Origin of the sequence: Polaromonas sp., from assembly GCF_013817205.1 — a bacterium.
Lineage (GTDB): Bacteria > Pseudomonadota > Gammaproteobacteria > Burkholderiales > Burkholderiaceae_C > Polaromonas.
Map to the genome: position 1 here is coordinate 59,679 of NZ_JACDDD010000003.1, position 16,592 is coordinate 76,270.

Consider the following 16,592-nt stretch of genomic DNA (forward strand, 5'->3'; position numbering starts at 1 on the left):
GATTGTCCCCGCAGCCAAACAGCCCCGTGCCTGCGGGGTTAAAGGTCCTGACCGGCGGTCGCAGAAGGCTGGTCCGGCGCCCCACTGGGTCGGGTGGCATAAGCTGCCAGCGCCTGCTCATCGAGCATGGCAACCCGCCCGAACTCCAGCGACACCAGGCCCCGCTGTTCCATCGACTTGAGGGCCCGGTTGACCGTCTGCCGCGACAGCCCGGCCAAATGGCCCAGTTCTTCCTGTGACAGCACCAGCCGCCGCCGCCCCTGCCAGAACACGCGGCTCAGGTACAGGGCGACGCGCTGCCCGGGTGAGCGCAGCCGCCCGGCCTCGATGATGGTCATGGCCTGGCCCAGACGGCGGTTCAGGTGCGCCACCAGAAAGTGGTTGAAGGGCAGGCAATCCGCCAACAGCTTGTCGAACTCGGTTCGTGGCAGGCACAGCAGCACCGTCTCGCGCAATGCAATCACGTCGTAACGCCGTGCTTCGGTTTTTAGCACCGAGCCTTCACCAAACCATTCACCGTCCGGCACGCCGAGAAAGGCCGACACGCGGCCTTCGGAGGAAGTGCTTTGCAGCTTGACCAGACCGGACAACACGGCGTACCAGCCCTGGACGGGCGCGCCCGCGGCCAGCATCACCTCACCTTTTCGGCCCGCCAGCGTGAGGCTGCGCTCCAGCAGCGCCGCTTTGCTGTCATCGCTCAGGGTCCCAAACCAGGGTTGGCCGCGCAGAAAGCGATGGTGGGGTAGGGCGGCTGGTTCAAGGGACATGAGCCGATTGTCTCGCGGCCGTTGGTTGGCAACACGTAGCCCGGGTTTGTACCTAGAAACTGTCGGGACGAAGACATCCCTTGCCGGGAGGTGGCTACGGCTTCACAGTCCATGACTGGACAGCGCGGATCCAAGGATTCATCAGGTCGAAAGCAAGGATGCGGGCGTTACCATGCGAAGCACGAAGCCTGTCGCGAGGACCGCGATTTTTATCTATAAAAAGGAAACGAGACCATGTTGGGATTGATGCAAGGCCAGCCGCTGCTGATTTCATCGCTGATTGATTTTGCGGAACGCCACCACGGCGATGCAGAAATTGTTTCGCGCCGTGTGGAGGGCGATATTCACCGCTATACCTACCGTGACCTGGCGCGCCGCGCGCGCCAGGTGGCGAGCGCCCTGGACGCGCTCAAGCTGGCGTTCAGCGACCGCGTGGCAACACTGGCCTGGAACGGCTACCGGCACCTCGAGCTGTATTTCGGCGTGAGTGGGTCGGGCCGGGTGCTGCACACGCTGAATCCGCGCTTGCACCCAGACCTGGTGTCCTGGATTGCCAATCACGCGGAAGACCAGGTGCTGTTTTTTGACATGTCCTTTTTGCCGCTGGTTCAGGCCTTCCATGCGAAATGCACGACTATCAAGCATTACATTGCGTTGTGTGACGCGGACAAGCTGCCGGCAGACAGTGGTATCCCCAACCTGAGTAGCTACGAGGCCTGGATTGCCCCGCATTCGCCCGAATACAAGTGGCCCTGCTTCGACGAAAATTCGGCGTCCAGCATGTGTTACACCAGCGGCACCACCGGCAACCCCAAGGCGGCGCTGTACAGCCACCGCTCGACCATCCTGCATGCCTACGCTGCCGCGCTACCCGACGTGATGGCCCTGAGCGCACGTGACTCCATCCTTCCTGTGGTGCCCATGTTCCATGTCAATGCCTGGGGCATTCCGTATTCAGCCGCGCTGACGGGTGCCAAGCTGGTGTTTCCGGGTCCGGGTCTGGACGGCAAGTCCGTCTACGAGCTGATCGAGAACGAAAAAGTGACTTATGCCGCAGGCGTGCCGACGGTCTGGCAGATGATGCTGGGCCACATGAAGCCGGCCGGACTGAAGTTTTCCACCCTCAAGCGCACGGTCATTGGCGGTTCGGCCTGCCCGCCGGCCATGATCCACGCCTTCCAGGAAGACTATGGCGTCGAGGTGCTGCACGCTTGGGGCATGACCGAAATGTCACCGCTGGGCACCTTGTGTACCCTCAAGAACAAGCATCTGGACATGTCCAAAGACGAACAGATGAAGATCCGCCTGAAGCAGGGGCGCGCGATCTACGGTGTAGACATGAAAATTGTCGACACCGAAGGCAAGGAAATCGCCTGGGACGGCAAGGCTTTTGGTGACCTTTACGTCAAGGGGCCCTGGATAGTGGCCGAGTATTTCAAGGGCGAGGGCGGCAACCCGCTGGTGGACGGCTGGTTTCCGACGGGCGACGTCGCAACCATTGACGCGGACGGCTACATGCAGATCACTGATCGAAGCAAAGACGTGATCAAGTCCGGCGGAGAGTGGATCAGTTCCATCGACATTGAAAACATTGCGGTGGCGCATCCGGCCGTGGCCATGGCGGCCTGTATCGGCGTGCGGCATCCGAAGTGGGACGAACGCCCCATCATTGCCGTGGTGAAAAAACCGGGTGCTGAAGTCAGCCGCGAGGAATTGCTTCAGTTTTACGAAGGCAAAACCGCCAAGTGGCAGATCCCCGATGACGTGGTGTTTGTCGATGCGATTCCGCTAGGCGCCACCGGAAAAATGCTGAAAACCCGCTTGCGCGAACAACTGAAGGACTATCAGCTGCCCTCCATCTGAGGCCATGCCTCGCGGCGTGCACTGCTGCGGTGCAGAACGGGATCTTTCGGCTGTGGTGGCGCAGCTGTCGCCTCGGCGATAGAAACCAGGATGCTTAGGGGCAATCCCTTATCGCTGCACTGCACAAAACTTGTACGCTCGTTTGATTGTGATTACTTAGGAGACATCGATGACTTTCAGGATCAGACACCTCGCACTGGCCGCTGCTTTTACATGCGCTGGTACCGTTTTTGCGCAGCCCGCTGCGCCAGCAAAGCCGGCAACGCCAGCGGCCAAGGCGGCACCTGCGGCCAAAGCCGCTCCCGCCAAGGCGGCCGGCGCCCCCATGTACCCGGCCGGGCCACTCAAGGGTGAAACTGTCAAGCTGGTCAGGATTGATCCCTTGACCGGATTGTTGGGGCCGGTGGGCGTCGCCCAGACCAAGGGTTACCAGTTTTTTGCCGAAAAATACAGCGGCACCGGCAACCCTGCCGGCGTGAAATTCGAGTTCTCGACCATTGACAACAAGCTCAGCCCCGCAGAAAGCCTGAACGCGCTGAAAGCGGCCATTGACCAGGGCGCGCGCTACATCATTCAGGGCAACGGCTCCTCAGTTGCGCTGGCATTGTCCGACGCGGTGGAAAAGCACAATGCCCGCAACCCCGGCAAGGAGGTTTTGTACCTCAATGATTCGGCCGTGGATCCGGACCTGACGAACAGCAAGTGCAGCTACTGGCACTTCCGCTTTGATGCCGACACTTCCATGAAGATGGAAGCCATGTCCAGCTTCATGGCTAGCCAGCCAGACATCAAGAAAGTTTATTTTCTGAACCAGAACTACTCGCACGGACACCAGGTCGTCAAGTTCGGCAAGGAATCGCTGGCGCGCAAGCGGCCTGACATTCAGGTGGTGGGCGAAGACCTGCACCCGCTGGCGCAAACGCGTGACTTTGCCCCCTACATTGCCAAGATCAAGGCTTCTGGCGCCGACACCGTGATCACTGGCAACTGGGGTTCTGACCTCTCACTGCTGATCAAGGCGGCCAATGAAAACGGCTACAACGGAAAGTTCTTTACTTACTACGCGGGTGTCACAGGCACGCCAACAGCGCTGGGCCAAAACGGCGCCGGGCGTGTTTACCAGATCGCCTACAACCACTACAACATGGGTGGGCAGATGGATACGTGGATGAAGGAGTTCAACACCAAGTACAACGACGACTTCTACACCGGCTCGACCATCCGCATCTTTGAAATGCTTGGCGCGGCAATGGCCAAGGCGAAATCCACCGATCCGGTCAAAGTGGCGGCAGCCATGGAAGGTTTGCGTGTGCAGAGCTTCAACGGCGAGGTGGAAATGCGCAAGACTGACCACCAGCTGCAGCAACCGCTGTACATGTCGGTGTGGCAAAAGGCCGAGGGCAAGTACCCCTACAGCCCCGAGAAAACCGGCATGACGCTGGCACCGGTCGCGGAATACCCGAACTACGTGTCCAGCACGCCCACCAGCTGCCAGATGAAGCGTCCGTAATCAACAACGCTTGAAACAGAGCCCGTGCGGGTTGCCGTATCGGGCTTTTTTATTTTTATCGACGAGGAAGGTCAGGCTGAATGGAGTTTTTCATCATTTCGATGCTGAACGGCTTGAGCTACGGGCTCCTGCTGTTCATGCTGAGTTCGGGACTCACGCTGATTTTCAGCATGATGGGCGTGCTCAATTTTGCGCATGCCAGTTTTTACATGCTGGGCGCTTACGTCGGTTACACCGTGGCCCAGTTCGTCGGATTCTGGCCGGCGCTGCTGATCGCGCCCCTGGTGGTTGGTGCCCTGGGCGCCATCTTCGAACGCCAGTGCCTGCGCAAGGTGCATAAATTCGGGCACGTGCCGGAGTTGCTAATCACTTTTGGCCTGTCCTATGTGATCGTCGAACTGGTGCAACTGATCTGGGGCCGCATCGCCGTGGAATTCCGTCCTCCGGAGTTGCTGCAAGGGCCGGCATTCACGCTGATCAATGATTCAATCAAGGGTCTGAGCGTGTTCTGGGGTGCGGCCCCCACCGAACTGTGCAGTACCGCCGACGCCGCTGTACGCATCGTCTGCTCCCCGTTCCCTGCCACCCGCGGCTTCATGATGCTGGTGGCCGTGATCATGCTGGGGTCGGTCTGGCTGCTGCTGACCCGTACGCGAATTGGCCTGGTCATTCAGGCGGCTTTGACCCATCCGGAAGCGGTAGAGTCCCTTGGCCACAACGTTCCGCGCGTCTTCATGCTGGTATTCGGCGCGGGCTCGGCGCTGGCGGGTCTGGCCGGTGTGATCGGCGGCAGCACCTTTCTGACCGAACCGGCCATGGCAGCCACGGTGGGGTCGGTGATTTTTGTGGTGGTGGTGGTCGGGGGCATGGGCTCGCTCTCAGGGGCCTTTGTAGCTTCCCTGCTGATCGGTGTGATACAGACCTTCGCAGTGGCTTTCGATTATTCGCTGGCCACCCTGGCGCAACAAATCGGCCTGCCGCTGAGCAGCGCGGTGACGAACAACTCCTACGTCAAGCTGACCCTGTCTCAGGTCGCACCCATTCTTCCCTACCTGTTCCTGGTGCTCATCCTGATCTTCAGGCCGCGCGGCCTGCTTGGAAAGCGGGAGGGCTAAGCCGTGAAAACCCACTACCAATTCAAGCCTTTCAACGTCGGGCGCTGGCTGACCTGGGGCCTGTTTGCGCTGCTGCTCATCGTGTCGCCCAAGCTGTTCGGCAGCGGGCTGGCCCTGACGGTGCTGTCGCAAATGGGTATTGCCATCATTGCCTGCCTGTCCTACAACATGTTGCTGGGCCAGGGCGGCATGCTGAGCTTCGGCCACGCGGTGTACACCGGCCTGGGCTCGTTTCTTGCCATCCACGCGCTCAACAGCGTCGGCACCGGGGCCTTGCCGTTGCCTGTGTCGCTGGTGCCCCTTGTCGGCGGGCTGGCGGGTGTCGGCTTTGCCGTGCTGTTCGGTTATGTCACCACGCGCAAGTCGGGCACGACCTTCGCCATGATCACGCTGGGACTGGGCGAGTTGGTGTTTGCACTGTCGCTGATGATCCCTGAATTCTTCGGCGGTGAGGGCGGGGTCTCGGGTAATCGCATGGTCGGCAAGCCATTTCTGGGTATCACGTTTGGGCCCCAGATACAGGTCTACTACCTGATTGCGCTTTACACCTTTGTGGCCGTGGCCGCGATGTTCGCCTTCACACGCACGCCGCTGGGGCGCATGCTCAACGCGGTTCGGGACAACCCCGAACGCGTGGAGTTCGTCGGCTATGACACGCAGAAGGTCCGCTACTTTGCCTTCATCATCGCGGGCTTTTTTGCCGGTATTTCGGGTGGCCTGGCGGCACTCAACTTCGAGATCGTCACGGCTGAGGTCGTGGGCGCTGCGCGCTCGGGCGCCTACCTGCTGTTTACATTCCTCGGGGGTGCCACCTTCTTTTTCGGCCCCATCATCGGCGCGGTCCTGATGGTGCTGGCCTTTGTGCTGCTGTCCGAGTACACCCAGGCCTGGCTGCTGTACCTCGGCCTGGTGTTCCTCTTCATGGTGATGTACGCGCCCGGCGGCATCGCCAGCCTGATCATGATGAACCTGCGTGTGGCCGCTTTCGGCAAGCTGCGGCAACTCTGGGTCAGCTATCTGGCCATGACGGTGACGGTGCTGGTGCTGCTGGTCGGTGCCAGCGCGATGATCGAGATGGTCTATCACCTGCAGCTCAGCACCTCGCTGGGGTCCAAGCTCCAGTTCATGGGGGTGACGCTGGACGCGAAGAATCTCAACAGCTGGTTTGGCGCAGCCTTTGTCATGCTGACCGGTCTGGGCCTGTTTGAAGTCACGCGGCGCCAGTTTCTGGTCGAATGGGGCGAGATCCAGGAGTACATCGAAAAAGAAATCAAGCGCCGGGAGGCACTATGAGCCCCCACGCTCGTCGCTTCGCGTACTTCGCTGCCCCCCGAGGGGGTGTGCCTTGCTTGGGACGGCCCTGCGCCGGCGGCCTGAGCCCCCACGCTTGTCACTTCGTGTACTTCGCTGCCCCCCGGGGGGGCTGGCCTTGCTTGAGGCGGCCCTGCGCGGCGGCCGATCATTATCACGCTGGTTGCGCTGTGTACGGCGCGCTGGCCCGGTGAGAAACAATATGAGCTACGCACTTGAACTGAAAGACCTGCGCAAGAGTTTTGGCAAGACCGAAATCATCCGCGGTGTCAACCTGGCCGTGAATGCGGGTGAACGCGTCGGCATCATCGGGCCTAACGGCGCTGGCAAATCCACGCTGTTCAACCTGATCAGCGGGCGTTTTGAGCCCAGCAGCGGCGATATTCTGCTGGGTGGCCAGCGCATCAACGGAAAAAAGCCGTTCGAGATCAACCGCATGGGCTTGTCGCGCAGCTTCCAGATCACCAACATCTTTCCCAAGCTCAGTGTTTTCGAGAACCTGCGCTGCGGCGTGCTCTGGAGCCTGGGCTACAAGTACACTTTTCTGAAGTTCCTCGCTGATCTGGATGATGCAAATGACCGCGCCGACGAGCTCATGAAAATGATCAAGCTCGACAAGAAACGCGACGTGCTGGCCATTAACCTGACTTACGCAGAACAACGCGCGCTGGAAATCGGCATCACCATCGCTGGGGGCGCCGGGGTCATCCTGCTCGACGAACCGACGGCGGGCATGAGCCGCAGTGAAACCAGCCGCTTCATCAACCTGATCAAGGAAGTGACTGTAGGCAAAACCCTGCTGACGGTGGAACACGACATGGGTGTGGTCTTCGGCCTGGCCGACCGCATTGCCGTCGTGGTGTATGGCGAGGTGCTGGCTTTTGACACGCCCGACGCCGTGCGCGCCAACCCGCGTGTGCAGGAGGCCTATCTTGGCTCCCATGTCGCTGATGCCCAGACAGAAAATCATTGATATGCTGAAAATCGAAAACCTCCACGCCTATTACGGCAAGAGCCATGTGCTGCATGGCGTTCATTTCGACGTTCAGCCCGGTGAGATCGTGGCCTTGCTCGGCCGCAACGGCTCCGGCCGGTCCACAACCGCCAAGGCCATCATGGGCTTGGTCGACTGCCAGGGCGACATCCAGTGGAAGGGCAAGCAGATCGCCGGCCGCAAGGCCTACGAGGTGGCGCACCTGGGCATTGGTTACGTGCCGGAAAACCGCGATATCTTCCCCACGCTGACAGTGCACCAGAACCTGATGCTGGGGCAGAAGGGCAAAGGCAAGGGAAGTCGCTGGTCGTTTGAGGACATGTACCAGATGTTTCCGCGCCTCCGAGAGCGCCAGCACACCGAAGCCGGTGTCTTGTCCGGCGGCGAGCAGCAAATGTTGACCTTGTGCCGGGCGCTGATGGGTGACCCGGACCTGATCATCATCGACGAGCCGACCGAGGGCCTGGCGCCCAAGATTGTCGAATTGGTGGGCCAGTACCTGCAGACCCTGAAGGCCAAAGGCATTTCGGTGCTGCTGATTGAGCAGAAGTTGACGATTGCCATGGCCATTTCCGACCGGGCATTGGTCATGGGCCACGGCAGCATCGTGTTCCAGGGCACGCCGGACAGCCTGCGCGCCGACGCGTATATCCGCAAGGAATGGCTGGAAGTCTGAGAAACTGTGAACCTTTCTACTGCGCGTCCCGATCGGACTCCTCCGGTGCTCACCGTACTTTTGTACGGCTGCGCGCCTAGCAGCCACTTCGGCCCGCTCGCTACGAAATCTTCACAGCCCCTGCGCGAAGACCGGAAAGCCGTTTTTTGTCGCCGGTGGGACATGAAGGCGACCGGCGGTCTTGAACTGGACTGCAAGCTCTCTACAATAAGAAAAGAACGGTCGTACTATTTTGACGACCAGCCGTTTCAGCCGGTTTGCTGCAATGCCGCAAACCGCCAGAGAAAACCTAACCCAAGGAAAACACATGACAGCGAAATATGAAGTTCACGGCAGCGTGGCGGTGATCACCATGGACAACCCGCCGGTCAACGGCCTCGGTTATTCCACCAGGCTGGGCATCACCGACGGCCTGCAAAAAGCCAATGCCGATGCAGCCGTCAAATCGATTGTGTTGACTGGTGGCGGCAAGGCTTTCTCCGGCGGTGCGGACATCAAGGAATTTGGCTCCCCAAAAGCGCTGGCTGAGCCCAATCTGCTCAGCGTCATTCTGGCGCTGGAGAATTCGTCCAAGCCCGTGGTGGCGGCGGTGCATTCTGTTTGCATGGGCGGTGGCCTCGAACTTTCGCTGGGCTGTCACTACCGCATTGCGGCGCCAGGTTGCAGCGTGGCCTTGCCTGAAGTCAAGCTTGGTTTGATTCCCGGCGCCGGTGGCACGCAACGCCTGCCGCGTGCCATCGGTGTGGAGCCGGCACTGAACATGATTGTCAGTGGCGAGGCGGTCAAGAGTGAACTTCTGGCCCAGATCCCAGGCCAGAAGCTGTTTGACAAGATGGCGGCCTCCGCCGAGTCGCTGGCTGAGGAGGCGCTGGCCTATGCCCAGGCTGTGTCCGACACCCGGCCTCTGCCGCTGGTACGCAATCTGCCTTGCAAGCACCCGAACGGCGACGCTTACTTCCAGTTTGCGCGCAACATGGTCAAGGGCATGGCGAAAAACTTCCCCGCACCGGGCAAGTGTGTGGACGCGGTGGAGTCGGCGACGAAGAAGAAATTCGACGAAGGCATGGCTTTTGAACGCGAGATATTCACCGCCCTGATGTTCACGCCGGAAAGCCGCGCGCTGCGCCACATCTTCGTGGCAGAACGCGCCGCTTCCAAAATCCCGGACGTGCCGGAAGAAACCCCGAAGCGCGACATTCAGTCCGTCGCCGTCATCGGCGCCGGCACCATGGGAGGCGGCATTGCGATGAACTTCCTGAATGCGGGTATTCCTGTCAAGATGCTGGAGATGAAGCAGGAGGCGCTGGACAAGGGCCTGGGCATCATCCGCAAGAACTACGAAGCCCAGGTCAAGAAAGGCAAGCTCAAGCAGGATAAATACGAGCAGCGCATGAGCCTCTTGAGCACCACGCTGAACTACGACGACCTGAAGGACGCCGATATGGTCATTGAAGCCGTGTTCGAGGAAATGGGCGTCAAGGAAAAAGTTTTCAAGGAACTGGACCGGGTGATGAAACCCGGCGCCATTCTGGCTTCCAACACCTCCACGCTGGACGTTGACCAGATTGCAGCGTTCACCAAACGCCCGCAGGACGTGGTGGGCATGCATTTTTTCAGCCCCGCCAACGTGATGAAGCTGCTGGAAGTGATTCGCGGCGAGAAGACCGCGAAAGACGTGCTGGCCACCGTGATGGCCGTTAGCAAGAAGATCAAAAAAACGGCGGTGGTGTCTGGCGTGTGCGACGGCTTCATCGGCAACCGCATGATCGAGCAGTACGGACGTCAGGGCGGCTTCCTGCTGGACGAAGGTTGCACCCCCGCGCAGGTGGACAAGGCGATGGAGAAGTTCGGCATGGCCATGGGCCCGTTCCGCATGGGAGACCTGGCCGGCAACGATATTGGCTGGGCCATCCGCAAGCGCCGCTACCAGGAAAAGCCGAACATGAAATACAGCAAGACTGCAGACTTGCTGTGCGAGAAGGGCCGTTTCGGCCAGAAGACCGGCGCGGGCTGGTACGACTACATTCCCGGCAAACGTGATGCCATTCCCAATGCCGAAGTGGTGAAAATGATTGAAGACCACCGCGCTGCGCTAGGCATCACGCCGCGCAAGATTTCTGATGAGGAAATCGTTCAGCGCCTGGTCTACGCCCTGGTCAATGAAGCGGCGCACATCCTGGAGGAGGGCATTGCGTCCAAAGCCAGCGACATCGACATGGTTTACCTGATGGGTTACGGTTTCCCGATCTACCGCGGTGGACCCATGAACTACGCCGACCAGATCGGACTGTTCAATGTGGTGCAAAGCATGCAGCGCTTCGCCCAGAACCCTCTGGACGACGCGGCATTCTGGCAGCCTGCGCCGCTGCTGGCCAAGCTGGCCGCCGAAGGCAAGACCTTCAACTAACCCCCCCATTTTTCGGAGATTCACATGACTTCAGCCGTAATCGTTTCGACCGCACGCACCCCCCTGGCCAAAAGCTGGAAGGGCTCCTTCAACATGACCCACGGCGCCACCCTGGGCGGCCACGCGATTGAACACGCGATCAAACGCGCCGGCATAGAGGCTGGTGAGGTTGATGACGTGATCATGGGCTGCGCCAACCCGGAAGGCGCGACCGGCGCCAACATCGCGCGCCAGGCCGCCCTGCGCGCCGGCTGCCCGATCACCGTCTCGGGCGTCACCGTCAACCGTTTTTGCTCGTCGGGCCTGCAAACCATTGCCCTGGCTGCACAGCGCGTGATCGCCGGCGAAGCCGACATCTATGTGGCCGGCGGCGTTGAAAGCATCTCCTGCGTGCAGCAGGAAATGAACACCCACATGCTGGCCGACTCATGGCTGGTGAAGAACAAGCCCGAGATCTACTGGAACATGCTGCAGACTGCCGAGCAGGTCGCCAAGCGTTATGGCATCTCGCGCGAACAGATGGACGAATACGGCGCTGCCAGCCAGCAAAAAGCCACGGCTGCACTGGCCGCCGGCCTGTTTGATGCCGAAATTGCCCCCATCACCGTCACCATGGGTGTGGCTGATGCCGTGATGGGCCTGACCACCAAACAGGTCACGGTCAGCAAGGACGAGGGCATCCGCGAAGGCACGACCAAAGAAGGCATCAGCGGCATCAAGCCAGCCATTCCGGGCGGCGTGATCTCTGCCGGCAATGCCAGCCAGTTCTCCGACGGCGGCGGCGCGGTGGTGGTGATGAACGAAACCGTGGCTGAGAAAAAAGGCCTGAAGCCGCTGGGCCGCTTCCTCGGCTTTGCGGTGGCCGGTTGCGAGCCTGACGAAATGGGCATTGGCCCGGTGTACGCCATTCCCAAGGTGCTGGCGCGCCTGGGCCTGAAGGTCAGCGACATCGACCTGTGGGAGTTGAATGAAGCGTTTGCCGTGCAGGTGATCTACTGCCGCGACAAGCTGGGCATCCCCATGGACAAGCTCAATGTCAATGGCGGCGCGATTGCCGTGGGCCACCCTTACGGTGTCAGCGGCCAACGCCTGACCGGCCACGCCCTCATCGAAGGCAAGCGCCGCGGCGCAAAACGTGTCTGCGTGACCATGTGTATCGGCGGCGGCATGGGTGCGGCAGGCGTTTTCGAAGTGCTGTGAGCTTCTTTTTTCATTGACTCGCTGACCATGGGCTGGGCAGGCTTTGCGGATATTCCGGCAAGCGACCCAGCCCTGATTGTTTCTGGCCCTTCCTGAACAAAATAGAGCACCATGAGCCTTCGTCATACACTCGATTTCCTGCTTTACCAATGGCTGGGCGCCGAGTCGCTGAATCAGCGTGAGCGTTTTAGCGACCATTCACGCGAAACCTTCGATGCGGTGTTCGACACCTGCGAACGCATTGCGCGCGAAAAATACGCACCTTTTAACCGGCTGGTCGATACGCAGGAGCCGCATTTCGATGGTGAAACAGTCTTATTGCCGCAAGCCACGCACGACGCGCACAAGGCCTATGCAGGTTCCGGCATGCTCAGCGCTGCGCAGGACTATGACGAAGGCGGCATGCAACTGCCTTACACCATCGAGGCCGCGGCAAATTGTTTTTTCGCCATGGCTTCGGTCAGCATTGGCTCCAGCCTGCTGACCAAGGGCAATGCCAATTTGCTGCTGGTGCACGGCACCGAGATGCAGAAAGAAGTCTTCGCGCGAAATGAATTTGCCGGGCGCTTTTCCGGCACCATGTGCCTGAGCGAGCCGCAGGCCGGCTCCTCGCTGAGCGACATCACCACACGCGCCGTTCCGGATGGGCCGGATTTCGAGGCCGAGGCCCTGGGTCCGCGTTACCGCCTCACCGGCAACAAGATGTGGATCTCAAGCGGCGAGCACGAGCTCACCGAAAACATCATCCACCTCGTGCTGGCCAAGATCCCGGGGCCGGATGGCAAGTTGATCCCCGGCACACGCGGCATCTCACTGTTTATCGTGCCCAAGAAAATGGTCGGCAGCGATGGCCAACTGACCGGCGTGCGCAACGATGTGGCACTGGCTGGACTGAACCACAAGCTGGGCTGGCGTGGCACCACCAATACGCTGCTGAACTTTGGCGAAGGCAAATATCCGGTGAACGGGGCTGCCGGCGCCGTCGGTTATCTGGTCGGCAAGCCGCATGAAGGCCTGCGCTGCATGTTCCACATGATGAACGAGGCACGGATCGGTGTCGGAACGGCGGCCGTGATGCTCGGCATGGCGGGGTATTACGCCAGCCTGGAGTACGCCAAAAATCGTCCGCAGGGCAGGCCAATGGGACCGGCGGGAAAAGACGCAGCCCAGCCACAGGTGCGCATCATTGAACACGCGGACGTCAAACGCATGCTGCTGGCGCAAAAAGCCTACTGCGAAGGCGCATTGGCGCTGGAGCTGTATTGCGCGCGCCTGGTGGACGAGCAGCATACCGCCGAGGCGCAGGCCGCCGACGAGGCCCGCCTGCTGCTGGAGGTGCTCACGCCGATTGCCAAAAGCTGGCCCAGCGAGTGGTGTCTGGAAGCCAATTCGCTGGCGATCCAGATCCACGGCGGCTACGGCTACACCCGCGACTTCCCGGTGGAGCAGTACTGGCGCGACAACCGCCTGAACATGATCCACGAAGGCACACACGGCATTCAGGCCACCGACCTGCTGGGCCGCAAGGTGCTGATGGAAGATGGCAAGGGCCTGCAACTCCTGGCTGCGCGCATCAACCACACGATTGAGCGCGCCATCCAGGTACCCGAATTGGCCGCGCATGCCAACGCGCTGGGCGAGGCGCTCCAGCAGGTAGGCGCGACCACAAAGGCCGCCTGGGCCACTGGCAACCCCACCGATGCATTGGCCAACGCTGTTCCCTACATGCAGGGCTTCGGCCACACCGTGCTGGCCTGGATCTGGCTTGACGTGGCCTTGGCCGCCCTGCAGGCAGATGCTACCAAATCGATAGCTGTTACCGCAGGCAAGCTCGGTGCATTGCGCTACTTTTATCACTATGAATTGCCTAAAATCGACGCTTGGCTCAAGGTGGTTGCAAGCCGTGACCTGACCTGCGCCGACCTTCCGGAGGAGGCTTTCTGATGGGTTTTTTCAAGGAGTCGGGCAGTGCCACGTCGAACAAATCCATTGTCCGGCTGCAGAAGCTGATCTGGGTACTGATCTACGGGGGCTTGCTGACGCTGGTGTTGGGCCTGTCGGTACAACGTACCCATGAGCCGCTCGGCTGGGCCATGGTGGTGGGCGGTGGCATTGTGGCTACCATCGGCTTTTCGCTGATTTATGTACGCTCCCGCCTGACGCCCGAGGATTGATCCTTTTTCTCCTGAACCGTCCACCGCGCGACAGCCGGTCGGCGTGCATCCCCCGACACTCTCTGCATCTCTACCCACAACAAGGAACCCGACCATGACCCGTACCATTCAGCAACTGTTTGACCTTAGCGGCAAGACCGCGCTGGTCACCGGCGGCTCGCGCGGCCTGGGCCTGCAGCTGGCGCAGGCTCTTGGCGAAGCGGGCGCCAAAATCATGCTGAGCTCACGCAAGGCGGAAGACCTGGAAGAGTCGGCCGCAACGCTGAAGGCTGCCGGCATCGCCGTTGACTGGATTGCCGCCGACTGCGCCAAGGAGGCGGATATCCGCATGCTGGCTGATGAAACCATCAAGCGTTTCGGCCATGTGGACATCCTGGTCAACAACGCCGGCGCAGCCTGGGGCGCACCGGCCGAAGACCACCCGGTGGACGCCTGGGACAAGGTCATGAACCTGAACATCCGCGGCTACTTCATCCTGAGCCAGCACATCGCCAAACACAGCATGATTGCGCGCCGCTCCGGCCGCATCATCAATGTGGCATCGATCGCCGGCCTGGGGGGCAACCCGCCCGAGATGACCACCGTGGCCTACAACACGTCCAAGGGCGCGGTGATCAACTTCACCCGCGCGCTCGGCTGCGAATGGGGCAAGTACAACATCACCGTCAACGCCATCTGCCCCGGCTTTTTCCCGAGCAAAATGACCGTGGCCACGCTCAAGTCCATGGGTGAGGAAAAACTCGCCGCCCACGCGCCACTGGGCCGGCTCGGGGATGACGAAGACCTCAAGGGCCTGTGTGTGCTGTACGCGTCTGACGCCGGTAAACACATCACCGCGCAGTGGATGGCTGTCGACGGCGGCGTCTCCGCCGTAACCGGCGGCTAGAGATGGAGCCCCCACGTTCGCTCGCTGCGCGTAGCTCTCTGCCCCCCGGGGGGGCCGCTGCGCCTGCGGGCCGGCAGAGCCGGCCCCGCGGCCCCTGCTTGAACGGAAACGGGGAGCCCCCATGAACTTTGGCGTTGAAATTCCTTTTGTCCACCATCTCGGGTTCGAGCTGATGCTGTTCGAGAGCGGGGCATCGCAGATCGACTACACGCCGCTGCCTGAGCATCTGAACTCCTTCCAGGTAACACACGGCGGCGCGCTGATGACCTTGCAGGATGTGGTGATGGCGACAGCCGCGCGCAGTGTCGAGCCGGACATGGGCGTGGTGACCATCGAGATGAAAACCAGCTTCATGCGACCGGCGCCGGGTGACGGTAGCAAACTCACCGCGAAGGGTCGGTTGATCCACCGCACCGCAACCATGGCGTTTACCGAAGGCTCGGTGTTCGATGCGCAGGGGCGGATCTGCTCGCACGCGACAGGCACCTTCAAATATGTCAAACGCCTTGCTGTCGGGCCCAAGGGCGTGAACCCGCTCAACACGGTGATTTCAACGGACTAACCGGAATTATTGGACAAATCGTGCTTCAGCCCTTATCCAGCGGGCGCAAGCAGCTTTCAAATTCATAGCATCAGGAGACTTCCATGCCAAAGAACCAGCAAATCCTTCTCGACAACCGCCCGACCGGCGAAGCCGTCGCCAGCAACTTCAAACTTGTCAGCAGCGACACACCGGCACTGACCGACGGCCAGGTGCTGGTGCGCCACCATTTCATGAGTCTGGACCCCTACATGCGTGGCCGCATGAACGACGCCAAGAGTTACGCCCAGCCGCAGGCGCTAGGCCAGGTCATGGGCGGCGGCACGGCTGGCGAAGTGGTCGAGTCGAAGAACCCGAAGTTCGCGGTCGGCGACAAGGTTGTTGGCATGGGCGGCTGGCAGGAGTACAGCGTGGTGGATGCGAGCCAGCCCGGCGCGCTACGCAAGGTCGACACCACCCACGTGCCGCTGTCGCACTACCTGGGCGCAGTCGGCATGCCGGGCGTCACGGCCTGGTACGGTCTGGTGAAAATCATCGAGCCCCAAGCCGGCCAGACGGTGGTGGTTAGCGCCGCGACCGGCGCCGTGGGCAGTGCCTTCGGAGCACTGGCCAAGGCACGTGGCTGCCGCGCAGTCGGAATCGCCGGCGGCCCGGACAAGTGCAAATACGCCGTGGACGAACTCGGCTTCGACGTCTGCATTGATTACAGGCAGCACAAGGATGCGGCATCGCTGTCGAAAGCGCTCAAGGAAGCCTGCCCCGACGGCATTGACGGCTACTTTGAAAACGTCGGCGGCATGATTCTGGACGCGGTGCTGAGCCGCATGAACGCTTTCGGCAAGATTGCGCTGTGCGGCATGATCGCTGGCTACGATGGCCAGCCGCTGCCCATGACTTACCCGCAGCTGATCCTGACGAATCGCCTGAAGATTCAAGGTTTCATCGTCAGCGAACACATGGAAGTCTGGCCGGAAGCGCTGAAAGAACTCGGCACCCTGGTCGGCACCGGCAAGCTCAAGCCGCGCGAGACTGTGGCGCAGGGCATCGCAGCTGCTCCGGAGGCATTCCTGGGCTTGCTCAAGGGGAAGAATTTCGGCAAGCAGCTCGTGAAGCTGGTCTAGGCCGCACAGCGTGGCCGAAGGGAGATG

The 16,592-nt window shown here is 60.9% G+C and carries 14 protein-coding genes; 13 read left to right on the top strand and 1 reads right to left on the bottom strand.

Going from position 1 to position 16,592, the window contains the following annotated elements; genetic code table 11:
* Nucleotides 1-38: 38 nt before the first annotated feature.
* Nucleotides 39-767, bottom strand: a complete 729-nt coding sequence (locus tag H0W47_RS01310; protein ID WP_296919630.1) for a Crp/Fnr family transcriptional regulator — start codon at nucleotides 765-767, stop codon at nucleotides 39-41.
* 234 nt (nucleotides 768-1,001) lie between these two features.
* On the opposite strand from H0W47_RS01310, the gene H0W47_RS01315 reads away from it, so the two are divergent.
* The 13 genes from H0W47_RS01315 (at nucleotide 1,002) to H0W47_RS01375 (ending at nucleotide 16,565) form a co-directional block, all read left to right on the top strand.
* Nucleotides 1,002-2,630, top strand: coding sequence for a 3-(methylthio)propionyl-CoA ligase (locus H0W47_RS01315; RefSeq protein WP_296919632.1), 1,629 nt, complete (start codon nucleotides 1,002-1,004; stop codon nucleotides 2,628-2,630).
* Between the two features lie 325 nt (nucleotides 2,631-2,955).
* Nucleotides 2,956-4,140 (top strand): branched-chain amino acid ABC transporter substrate-binding protein, encoded by a 1,185-nt coding sequence (locus tag H0W47_RS01320; protein ID WP_296919688.1) that lies wholly within the window; start codon nucleotides 2,956-2,958, stop codon nucleotides 4,138-4,140.
* An 80-nt stretch (nucleotides 4,141-4,220) separates the two neighbouring features.
* Nucleotides 4,221-5,255: a branched-chain amino acid ABC transporter permease gene (locus tag H0W47_RS01325; RefSeq protein WP_296919634.1), complete on the top strand. Its 1,035-nt coding sequence runs from the start codon at nucleotides 4,221-4,223 to the stop codon at nucleotides 5,253-5,255.
* A gap of 3 nt (nucleotides 5,256-5,258) precedes the next feature.
* On the top strand, nucleotides 5,259-6,548 hold the full coding sequence (locus tag H0W47_RS01330; RefSeq protein WP_296919636.1) for a branched-chain amino acid ABC transporter permease: 1,290 nt from the start codon (nucleotides 5,259-5,261) through the stop codon (nucleotides 6,546-6,548).
* Nucleotides 6,549-6,768: 220 nt separating this feature from the next.
* Nucleotides 6,769-7,539, top strand: coding sequence for an ABC transporter ATP-binding protein (locus tag H0W47_RS01335; protein WP_296919638.1), 771 nt, complete (start codon nucleotides 6,769-6,771; stop codon nucleotides 7,537-7,539).
* A 1-nt stretch (nucleotide 7,540) separates the two neighbouring features.
* Nucleotides 7,541-8,236, top strand: a complete 696-nt coding sequence (locus H0W47_RS01340; RefSeq protein WP_296919639.1) for an ABC transporter ATP-binding protein — start codon at nucleotides 7,541-7,543, stop codon at nucleotides 8,234-8,236.
* Between the two features lie 307 nt (nucleotides 8,237-8,543).
* A complete protein-coding gene (locus H0W47_RS01345) occupies nucleotides 8,544-10,643 on the top strand; it encodes a 3-hydroxyacyl-CoA dehydrogenase NAD-binding domain-containing protein (protein WP_296919641.1) in 2,100 nt (699 codons plus the stop codon).
* A 24-nt stretch (nucleotides 10,644-10,667) separates the two neighbouring features.
* Complete coding sequence (locus tag H0W47_RS01350; RefSeq protein WP_296919643.1) at nucleotides 10,668-11,843, top strand: acetyl-CoA C-acyltransferase; 1,176 nt, start codon at nucleotides 10,668-10,670, stop codon at nucleotides 11,841-11,843.
* A 111-nt stretch (nucleotides 11,844-11,954) separates the two neighbouring features.
* A complete protein-coding gene (locus H0W47_RS01355; protein WP_296919645.1) occupies nucleotides 11,955-13,787 on the top strand; it encodes an acyl-CoA dehydrogenase in 1,833 nt (610 codons plus the stop codon).
* Nucleotides 13,787-14,017: a hypothetical protein gene (locus H0W47_RS01360; RefSeq protein ID WP_296919647.1), complete on the top strand. Its 231-nt coding sequence runs from the start codon at nucleotides 13,787-13,789 to the stop codon at nucleotides 14,015-14,017. The genes H0W47_RS01355 and H0W47_RS01360 overlap by 1 nt, the downstream gene beginning before the upstream one ends.
* A gap of 94 nt (nucleotides 14,018-14,111) precedes the next feature.
* Nucleotides 14,112-14,903 carry an SDR family oxidoreductase gene (locus tag H0W47_RS01365; RefSeq protein ID WP_296919649.1) on the top strand — a complete coding sequence of 264 codons (792 nt, stop codon included), beginning with the start codon at nucleotides 14,112-14,114 and terminating at the stop codon, nucleotides 14,901-14,903.
* Nucleotides 14,904-15,024: 121 nt separating this feature from the next.
* Nucleotides 15,025-15,465 carry a PaaI family thioesterase gene (locus H0W47_RS01370; RefSeq protein ID WP_296919650.1) on the top strand — a complete coding sequence of 147 codons (441 nt, stop codon included), beginning with the start codon at nucleotides 15,025-15,027 and terminating at the stop codon, nucleotides 15,463-15,465.
* An 83-nt stretch (nucleotides 15,466-15,548) separates the two neighbouring features.
* Entirely contained in the window at nucleotides 15,549-16,565 is a 1,017-nt protein-coding gene (locus H0W47_RS01375) for an NADP-dependent oxidoreductase (protein WP_296919651.1), read from the top strand.
* Nucleotides 16,566-16,592 lie beyond the last annotated feature (27 nt).